Origin of the sequence: Cellulomonas septica (genome assembly GCF_012396155.1) — a bacterium.
In the GTDB taxonomy this organism is placed as follows: domain Bacteria; phylum Actinomycetota; class Actinomycetes; order Actinomycetales; family Cellulomonadaceae; genus Cellulomonas; species Cellulomonas septica.
The window spans coordinates 1-6,612 of the sequence record NZ_JAAXOY010000146.1 but is presented as its reverse complement, the minus strand read 5'-3'; the positions used below and the strand labels follow the sequence as shown (position 1 = coordinate 6,612).

General features: G+C 72.4%; 5 protein-coding genes. All 5 read right to left on the bottom strand.

The genetic code is table 11. The features are described 5' to 3' along the window. Positions 1-885 (bottom strand): polyprenyl synthetase family protein (locus HGA02_RS07690; RefSeq protein WP_168678530.1); only part of this gene is annotated, 885 nt, incomplete at its 3' end. 53 nt (positions 886-938) lie between these two features. Beyond that, entirely contained in the window at positions 939-2,633 is a 1,695-nt protein-coding gene (gene nuoN / locus HGA02_RS07685) for an NADH-quinone oxidoreductase subunit NuoN (protein ID WP_168678529.1), read from the bottom strand. Continuing rightward, positions 2,630-4,174 (bottom strand): NADH-quinone oxidoreductase subunit M, encoded by a 1,545-nt coding sequence (locus HGA02_RS07680; RefSeq protein ID WP_168678528.1) that lies wholly within the window; start codon positions 4,172-4,174, stop codon positions 2,630-2,632. The genes nuoN and HGA02_RS07680 overlap by 4 nt, the downstream gene beginning before the upstream one ends. Positions 4,175-4,190: 16 nt before the next feature. Beyond that, on the bottom strand, positions 4,191-6,185 hold the full coding sequence (gene nuoL / locus HGA02_RS07675; protein ID WP_168678527.1) for an NADH-quinone oxidoreductase subunit L: 1,995 nt from the start codon (positions 6,183-6,185) through the stop codon (positions 4,191-4,193). A 10-nt stretch (positions 6,186-6,195) separates the two neighbouring features. Further along, positions 6,196-6,495, bottom strand: a complete 300-nt coding sequence (gene nuoK / locus HGA02_RS07670; RefSeq protein WP_124343911.1) for an NADH-quinone oxidoreductase subunit NuoK — start codon at positions 6,493-6,495, stop codon at positions 6,196-6,198. Positions 6,496-6,612 lie beyond the last annotated feature (117 nt).

Genomic DNA, 6,612 nt, shown 5'->3' with positions numbered 1-6,612 from the left:
CTCCTCGACGACGGGGTGCGCCCGCAGGGCCGCGACGGCCGCCGCGAGGGCGTCGTCACCGGACAGGTCGGCGTCGAGCTGCGCCACGAGCGCGACGTCGTCGGGTGACGCGTCGGGTGCGGCGGCGCGGGCACGCAGGAGCAGGGCGGGCATCGTCGGGACGCGCTCGCGCAGGTCGGTGCCGGGGGTCTTGCCGGTCACGGCACCGTCGGAGGTGAGGTCGATGACGTCGTCGGCGAGCTGGAACGCGACGCCGATCTTCTCGCCGAAGGCCGTGACGGTCCGGACGACGTCGGGTCGGCAGCCGGCGAACATGGCACCGAAGCGGGCGGACGTCGCGACGAGCGACGCGGTCTTGTCCGCGAGCACCTGGAGGTAGTGCGCGACGGGGTCCTCGTCGGGGCGCGGGCCCACGGTCTCGTGCAGCTGGCCCAGGCACAGCCGCTCGAACGTCGCGGCCTGGATGCGGACCGCGTCGGGGCCGAGGCCCGCGACGGTCGCGGACGCGCGCGCGAACAGCAGGTCGCCCGTGAGGATCGCGACGGAGTTGCCCCACACCTCGTGCGCGCTGGGTGCCCCGCGGCGCAGCGGCGCGGAGTCCATGACGTCGTCGTGGTACAGCGTCGCGAGGTGCGTGAGCTCGACGACCGTGGCCGCGTCGACGACCTCGCGCCGCGCGCCGTCGCCCAGCTCGGCCGTGAGGAGGGTGAGCAGCGGCCGCAGCCGCTTGCCGCCCGCGTTGACGAGGTGCCGGGAGGCGTCGTCGGCGAGCTGGTCGGCGTGCGTGACGGAGTCGCGCAGGCGTTCCTCGACGAGCGCCAGCCGGTCGGTGAGGCGCGCGCTCAGAGCAGGGTCCGCCAGAGCGATGGCGGTCGTCGTGGTCACGGCACGAACCTATCTTCCCCGCGCGGGTGGGTCGGACACCCCGCGCGGCCGCGTCACGGCAGGAGCTGCGCGACGTCGCCGATGAGGTCGAGGACGGGCGACGGGACGATGCCGAGCACGACGGTGAGCACCGCGCACACGGCGATCGCGACGACCGCGAAGCCCTCGCTCCCGACGACCGTCGTGGTGGTGGCCGTGGCCTTCTCCACGAGGGTCGCGGTCGCGGTGGTCCCCGCGGGCGTCGGTGCCTCGACGGGCTCGTCCGCGACGGTCGCGGCCGCTCCCCCGGTCACCTCGTCGGCCCCGTCGCCGGCGCCGCCGAAGAACATGAGCACGATGATGCGGACGTAGAAGAACGCGGCCGCGGCGGACGACAGCACGCCGACGACGGCGAGCGGCCAGGCGCCGCCCTCGACGGCGGCCGAGAACACCGCGAACTTCCCGATGAAGCCGGCGGTGAGCGGGATCCCTGCGAACGACAGCAGGAACAGCGCGAACGTGACCGCGAGGAGCGGGTTGGTGCGTCCCAGGCCGGTCCACTGCGACAGCCGGGTCGCCTCGCCGAGCACCGGCCCGGGCTCGTCGCCGGTGCCCGACGACCGCTCGCGCACGAGCCAGACGATGCCGAACGCGCCGATCGTCGCCGCGCCGTAGGCCAGCAGGTAGAACAGCACGGCCGGGATCGCGGACTCGTCGAGCGCGACGATGCCCGTGAGGATGAAGCCCGCGTGCGCGATCGACGAGTACGCGAGGATGCGCTTGACGTCGGTCTGCACGAGCGCGGCGACGGTGCCGACGACCATGGTCGCGATCGCGACGGTCCACAGCACGACCGACAGGTCCCACTCGAGGTCCGGCAGGACCACGTAGACGAGGCGCAGCAGCGCACCGAACGCGGCGACCTTGGTGCACGCGGCCATGAAGCCGGTGATGGGCGTCGGGGCGCCCTGGTAGACGTCCGGGGTCCACATGTGGAACGGCACGGCGCCGACCTTGAACAGCAGGCCGGTGAGCACGAGCACCGCACCGACGAGCAGCAGCCCGTCCACGCCCGTGACCTGGAGCGCCTGGTCGGCGATCTCCGAGTACCGCAGCGAGCCGGAGTAGCCGTACAGCAGGCCGATGCCGAACAGCATGATCGCGGACGCGAACGCACCGAGCAGGAAGTACTTCATCGCGGCCTCCTGCGAGAGCAGGCGGCGACGGCGGGCCATGCCGGTCAGCAGGTACAGCGGCAGCGACAGGACCTCGAGCGCGACGAACAGCGTCAGCAGGTCGCCCGCGGCGGGGAAGATCAGCATGCCGCCGACCGCGAACAGCAGCAGCGGGTAGACCTCGGTCTGCTGGAGGCCGCGGCGACGCGCGAGCTCCTCGTAGTCCGAGCTCGGCACGGCCGCGGCGGACGGCGCGAAGGCGTCCTCGCCGGTGTCCGTGCGGTCGGCGACGACCAGGATCGACAGCAGCGCGAGCAGCGCGATCGTGCCCTGCAGGACGAGCGTCGGGCCGTCGACGATCAGCGAGCCGCCGACGACCGCGGTGCCGCCGTCGGACGCGACGCCCGACCACAGCGCCGCGACGGCGACGAGGGCCGCCGCGGGAGCCGCGAGGCCGAGCGTGACCTGCACGGGCCGCCGCACGCGGGCCGGGACGAACGCCTCGACCAGCACGCCCGCGACCGCGGCGAGCAGGACGATGAGCGCCGGGCTCAGCAGCGACCACGGGATCTCGGGCGCGGTGAACGCGTTCACTTGTCGGTCCCTTCCTGGGCGCCGTGGGGTGCGACGTACGGCTCGACGCCGACCTGCTGGAGCGTGAGGTCCGCCGGCGGCCGGACGAGGTCGAGCGCGGGGCCCGGCACGAAGCCGAAGACGAGCATGAGCGCGATGAGCGGGCCGACGACCCACCGCTCGCGCGTGTCGAGGTCGGGCGTGGCGACGAGCTCCTCGCGGACCGGGCCCGTGAACACCCGCTGGTAGGTCCACAGCACGTAGATCGCGGCGAGCACCACGCCGAAGGTCGCGACGATCGACGCCGCCGGGTGGCGCGTGAACGTGCCGACCAGCACGAGGAACTCGCTGACGAACGTCGACAGGCCGGGCAGCGACAGCGCGGACAGGCCGATGACGAGGAACGTGCCCGCGAGCACCGGGACGACCTTCTGCAGCCCGCCGAAGTCGGCGATCTGCTGCGACCCGCGCCGCGCCGCGAGGAACCCGACGAGCAGGAACAGCCCGCCCGTCGAGAGGCCGTGGTTGACCATGTAGAACGACGACCCCGCGATCGACGTCGCGGAGAACGCGAAGATGCCGAGCACGATGAAGCCGAAGTGCGACACCGACGTGTACGCGACGAGCCGCATCATGTCCTTCTGCCCGATCGCGAGCAGCGCGCCGTAGAGGATCGACACGACCGCGAGCACGATGATCACCGGCGCCGCCCAGCGGGACGCGTCGGGGAACAGCGGCAGGCAGAGCGTGAGCATCCCGAACGTGCCGACCTTGTCGAGCACGCCGACGAGCAGCGTGGACGTCCCGGCCGGCGCCTGCTGCGCCGCGTCGGGCAGCCACGTGTGCACGGGGAACATCGGGGCCTTGATCGCGAACGCCAGGAAGAACGCGAGGAACAGCCACTTCTCGAGCGTCGGGTCGAGCGCCAGGCCCGTGAGGTTCTCGGTGAGGAAGCCGTCCGCGCCGCGCGGCCCGTTGAGGTACAGCGCGATGACGCCGACCAGCATGACGAGCCCGCCGGCGAGCGAGTACAGCAGGAACTTCACGGCCGCGTACCGGCGCTGCTCCCCGCCGAACATCCCGATCATGAAGTAGACGGGGATGAGCATCGCCTCGAAGACGACGTAGAAGAGGAACACGTCGCGCGCCGCGAACACGAGGACGATGAACGCCTCGAGCAGCAGGACCAGCGCGAGGTACTGCCGCAGGCGGTCCGTGGGCACCGTCAGCGAGCCCTGCTCGCGCCACGCCGCCAGGACGACGAGCGGCACGAGCACGACGGACATGAGCACGAGCACGAGCCCGACGCCGTCGACGCCGACGGCGTACGAGACGCCCAGCGCGGGGATCCAGGAGTGGGTCTCGGTGAGCTGGTGGACGGCGGCGTCCGCGGTGTCGAACGCGAGCAGCGCGCCGACGGCGAGGACGAGCTCGGCGATCGCGAACCCGAGCGCCACCGCGCGGGTCCGGCCGCGCCAGCCCGCGGGCAGCGCCCACAGGGCGACCGCTCCGAGGACGGGCAGCACGACCAGCGCGGTCAGCCAGGGGAAGGAGGTCGACATCGGTGGGGGCTCTCCCTCAGCTCTGGGTGACCAGGACGGCGACGACGAGCACGACCAGGCCGATCACGGTCGTCGCGGCGTAGGAGCGGACATAGCCGGTCTGCACCCGGCGGGCCAGGTCGCCGAGGCCGACCGTCGCGCGGCCGACGCCGGTGACCGTGCCGTCGACGACCGCGCGGTCGGCGAAGACGAGGGACCGGGTGAGGTGCTGGCCGGGCTCGACGAGCAGCGCGTCGTTGACCGAGTCCTGGTAGAGGTCGACGCGGGCCGCGCGGGTGAGCGCGGTGCCGAGCGGCGGGACGACCGGGACCTGCGACACCGCGTAGCGGCGCCACGCGAGCACGACGCCGACCACGACGACGGCGAGCGTGAGGGCGATGAGCGACCACGCGGGCAGCACGGGCTCCTCGTGCTCGACGTGCCCGGTCACGGGCTCGAGCCACGTGACGAACCGGCCGCCGAGCCCGAGCACGAGGCCCAGGCCGACCGACCCGACGGCGAGGATGATCATGGGCCACGTCATGAGCGGCGGCGCCTCGTGCGGGTGCTGCGCCGAGCCGTCGGCCTTGGGAGCCCAGCGCCGCTCGCCCTCGAACGTCATGAAGAACAGGCGCGACATGTAGAACGCGGTGATGCCGGCGCCGAGCAGCGCGACCGTGCCGAACACCCACGCGCGCCACGGCTGGCCGTCGACGGGCACGAACGCGGCCTCGATGATCTTGTCCTTGCTGAAGAACCCGGCGAACGGCGGGACGCCGAGGATCGCGAGCCAGCCGGCCATGAACGTGAGCCACGTGATCGTCATGTAGCGCGCGAGGCCGCCGAAGCGACGCATGTCGACCTGGTCGTCCATCGCGTGCATGACCGACCCGGCGCCCAGGAACATGCCCGCCTTGAAGAAGCCGTGCGTCACGAGGTGGAAGATCGCGAACGCGTAGCCGACCGGGCCGAGGCCCGCGGCGAGCACCATGTAGCCGATCTGGGACATCGTGGAGGCGGCCAGCGCCTTCTTGATGTCGTCCTTCGCGCAGCCGACGATCGCCCCGAACAGGAGGGTGATCGCGCCGACGACCACGACGACGAGCTGCGCCGTGGGCGCCGCGTCGAAGATCGCACCGCTGCGGACGATGAGGTAGACGCCCGCGGTGACCATCGTGGCGGCGTGGATGAGCGCCGACACCGGGGTCGGGCCGGCCATCGCGTCGCCGAGCCAGGACTGCAGCGGGAACTGCGCCGACTTGCCGCACGCGGCGAGCAGCAGCATGAGGCCGATCGCGGTCGCGGTGCCCTCGGACAGCTCCGACGCACCGCCGAGGACGGTGTCGAAGTCGAGCGCCCCGAACTGGGCGACCATGAGGCCCATCGCGACGATGAGCCCGATGTCGCCGACGCGGTTGGCGACGAACGCCTTCTTCGCGGCGACCGCGTACGGCGTCCGGTGGTTCCAGAACCCGATGAGCAGGTACGACGCGAGTCCCACGCCCTCCCAGCCGACGAACAGCAGGAGGTAGGAGTCGGCGAGGACGAGCAGCAGCATCGCCGCGACGAACAGGTTGAGGTACGCGAAGAACCGGCGCCGCGCGTCGTCGTGCTCCATGTACGCCACGGAGTAGACGTGGATGAGCGTCCCGACGAACGTCACGAGCAGCACGAACGTCAGCGACAGCGGGTCCAGGCGGAAGCCCGCGTCGACGTGGAACGCTCCCGCGTCGAGCCACCGGCCGAGGTCGACGACGACGACGCGCTGGTCCGCCGGGCGGCCGAGCAGCGCGAGGAACGCGACCGCACCGGCGACGAACGCACCGGCCGAGGCGAGGACGCCGAGCCAGTGGCCCCAGCGGTCGGCGCGGCGGCCGAGCAGCAGCAGGACCGCGGCCGACAGCAGCGGCAGGCCGATGAGCAGCGGGCCCACGAGGAAGACACCGGCCTGCACGGTCTCCGTGGCGGGCGCGATCGTGTCCGCCCGCAGGTGCGCGGGCAGCGTCGCAGCGAGGGTGGTCAGGGTGTGCACGGGCCGCCCCTCAGCTCTTGAGCAGGTTCACGTCGTCGACCGAGGCCGAGCGGCGGGTACGGAAGATCGCGACGATGATCGCGAGGCCGACGACGACCTCCGCGGCGGCGACGACCATGACGAAGAACGCCAGGACCTGGCCCGTCAGCGCGCCGTGGATCCGCGAGAACGTCACGAGCAGCAGGTTCGTCGCGTTGAGCATGAGCTCGACGCCCATGAACACGATGATCGCGTTGCGCCGCAGCAGCACCGTCGTCGCCCCGATCGTGAAGAGGATCGTGGCGAGGACGAGGTAGTGGGTGAGGCTCACGCCTGGTCCTCCTGTCCGGCGACCCCGCGGGGTCCGGTCGACGGTCCGTCCTGGCCGCTGTCGCTCACGGCCGCGTCGAGGTCCGGCACGTTGACGCGGGCGCCGGCCGGGTCGGCC

Bases quoted from the DNA above. Each gene is read 5' to 3' on its own strand.
- HGA02_RS07680 (WP_168678528.1), bottom strand. From the start codon at position 4,174: ATGTCGACCTCCTTCCCCTGGCTGACCGCGCTGGTCGTGCTGCCCGTC.